Origin of the sequence: Roseovarius marisflavi (assembly GCF_900142625.1) — a bacterium.
Classification (GTDB): Bacteria; Pseudomonadota; Alphaproteobacteria; order Rhodobacterales; family Rhodobacteraceae; genus Roseovarius; species Roseovarius marisflavi.
Window position 1 is genome coordinate 1 of record NZ_FRBN01000066.1, and the last position, 2803, is coordinate 2803.

Sequence of the window (2803 nt, forward strand, 5' to 3'; positions counted from 1 at the left end):
ACGGCCCGCGAGCCGATCAACAGGCCGGATACATATGAGCGATTTCCGAAATCGTGCCAAATTCTCGATTGCGAACAGCAGCCGACACATACATTTGGGCCGTGAGTGACATAGGCGTCACCTGCGGCACAAGGGGCGGGAAGCGGACTTTCCCTGCACTTTGGGCCGAGGTCGGCTAAGCGGACTTAGCGAGCCTTCGCTGCGGTTGCTCCAATGACCCCTTTGGACAAGCACTAATCTGCTCCGGTACTTGACAAACCTGAGGTCTTGATCGCAGACTGGCGCGCGCTTTAAAGCAAGCCGAGCTGTGACATTTTCAGCAAATGGCTGGTGTTGGCGGTTTTGTATCTCACTTGGCGTTATGCGCCCGACTCTCCTGTGGGCCATTGCCGGGGCGTAGTTTGCTGCTCTGTCATCTCGGATCTGCGGCTGGCGGCTGACGAACGCTGGGCATAAAGTGTGAGGAAGACGCCGAGACCAACCAGAGCGCAGGCGAAAATTTTCCATCCATCAACCGTCTCCCCCAGAAAAGCTGCGCCCATAATCAGCGTGACGATTGGAATAAGCGCTGTCAAAGCCGCCCCAGCCGAGGCTCCTAAGTATTCTGTTGACTTTGTGAATGCAAATACCGCCAAAGCACCAGTGAGCGCACCTTGGTAAATCGCTTGGGCTGCAATGTCGCGCGCCGGAGCCTGCAATATTTGCCCGCCAAAGGACACAAGATAGACCGGCAGAAACGACAGAGCTGATCCGACGGCAACGATCGCGGTTGCATGAAGGGCGGGGAGATTGGTTTTCCGCACGATGATGACATAGCTCGCCCACATCCCACCCGTTATTGCGAAAATGAGGTGCCCGAAGGAGGCCTGCCTCAAAGTCAGCAAATCCGTGAACAGCGCGGTCCCGGCCAGCACCGCCAGTATCCCTGCGATTTTGGCCACCCTCATGTTTTCGCTCAGAAAGATCCACCCAAGAATGCCAACGAACACAGCCATGAGACCTGGATTGATCGCCCCGGCATCAGAGGCAGGCGCAAACTCAAACCCGAAGGACAGCACCATTATGTAGGGCGCGCCATTGCACGTGATGAGAGCCAGAACACCCAAGATGCCCAACTTGTCCATCGCCCACCCGCGTCGCCATATGACACCGACCAACAACAAGGCCGCGATGCCAAAACGCAATGCCGCAAGATCAAACAGCGTGAGGGATGTCTGAACGCCAAGCCGCAACATGACAAGAGATCCTGACAATACCGCGACAGCGATGCCGCCCCAAAACAGGCCTGACAAAATGGTCTTCGTTGATGCATCCACGTCTGTTCTCCTCAGTTAAGGGGAAGTTAGCCCTGTTCAATACATTAGAAAAACGATATATAATGGACTTATGAATGAGATATCCTCACCGTTACTGCCGAATGATGCTGAGCCAATGCGGACGATTAGCCTCGACATGGCGCGCACATTTGCGGCGATTTGTGACACAGGGAGTTTTCGTTTAGCCGCAAACCGCGTCAATCGCTCCCCTTCGGCTGTCAGCTTACAAGTTGCAAAGCTCGAAGAGCTCCTGAACTGTGAGCTGCTGCACAGAGATGCCCGGAAGGTCACGTTGACCCAAGCAGGTGAACAGTTTTTGGGATATGCCCGTCGCCTGCTGAGCCTGAACGATGAGACGCTGTCAAAATTTCGCGGGTCGACCCTTTCGGGACACCTGCGGCTTGCTGCACCGCATGATTTGGGAATATCGACGGTTCCCGCGCTTTTGAAACGCTTTGCCGTGACGCACCCGAACATATGCGTCGAAGTCAGACTGGATGCATGTGATGCGGCTCAGGACCTTTTTGGGTCTGGAAATGCACAGGTAGTCTTTTTCAGTGAGCAGAATTCTAGGATACGCGCTGCGCGCAAACTCTATACGGAAGAGCTTTGTTGGTTGCAAGCGACAGATGGCGCGGCCGTGCAGAATACGCCTCTGCCAATTGCTGTTTCGGAAAAGGGGTGTTCGTGGCGGGATGCAGCACTTGCCGCGTTGGATCAGGCAGCAATCCCTTATCGAGTGGCTTATTCGAGCGACACATCCGCAGGGCAGCTGGCGGCGGTGCGGGCTGATCTTGCAATTGCAGCGTTGCCAAAAGCAATTGCAAAGAACGATGTTTCACTTGTTTCGTCGGAACTTGGTTTGCCAAGCATCGGTAATGTGACGACCTTTATGGCACACGACGATAGCAAGAACGCAGTTGCCTTTGCCGCGCATGTTGAAGCGCATCTGGCAGAATCTCCGTATCGTTGATCAGATTCAAAAAACCAAGCGCGCCTTGGCTTCCCGCTATCCAATGCCCATCAAGCACCGAGAAACAGGATCGAAAAACCGGTTCAAACTGCCCGCTCTGGTGCTCGAAGCACATTGTAACGCGACGGAGTGAAGAAGCGTCCGAAGTAAGGGCGATACTGCTGCGGATCGCTGAGGCGGCCTGTAAGACACGTCAGGTCAGACACCGCCAAACCTGCCATTCGTGCGCTGCGCAGCATTGGTTAAAACGGGCTCTTCAGTAGCATTCGCCGCACAAACCACGAGTGACCGGTTCGAGAAACATCGCCGTTCGCTGCGTGGCGTGCGAACTGGTAAGATGCGGACAAAGCTGATGGGGTGGATGGCTCCTGCTCCAATCGGCGTCGCAATGCGCCATACTGCAGATGTCCATATCTGCATATAGGAGGAGCCACCCAATGCAAGTTACCACAATCGGCCTTGATCTGGCCAAGAACGTTTTTCAAGTTCACGGGATTACACAGGACGACGAGGT

General features: G+C 54.8%; 2 protein-coding genes. One reads left to right on the plus strand and one right to left on the minus strand.

What is annotated here, in order from left to right:
* Window positions 1–359: 359 nt before the first annotated feature.
* The gene (locus BUB78_RS19875) at window positions 360–1316 is read right to left on the minus strand and encodes a DMT family transporter (protein ID WP_073201150.1); all 957 of its coding nucleotides are present in this window, start codon (window positions 1314–1316) and stop codon (window positions 360–362) included.
* 70 nt (window positions 1317–1386) lie between these two features.
* Here BUB78_RS19875 and BUB78_RS19880 point away from each other — a divergent pair, with 70 nt between their 5' ends.
* The gene (locus tag BUB78_RS19880; protein ID WP_084732984.1) at window positions 1387–2289 is read left to right on the plus strand and encodes a LysR substrate-binding domain-containing protein; all 903 of its coding nucleotides are present in this window, start codon (window positions 1387–1389) and stop codon (window positions 2287–2289) included.
* Window positions 2290–2803: the final 514 nt, after the last annotated feature.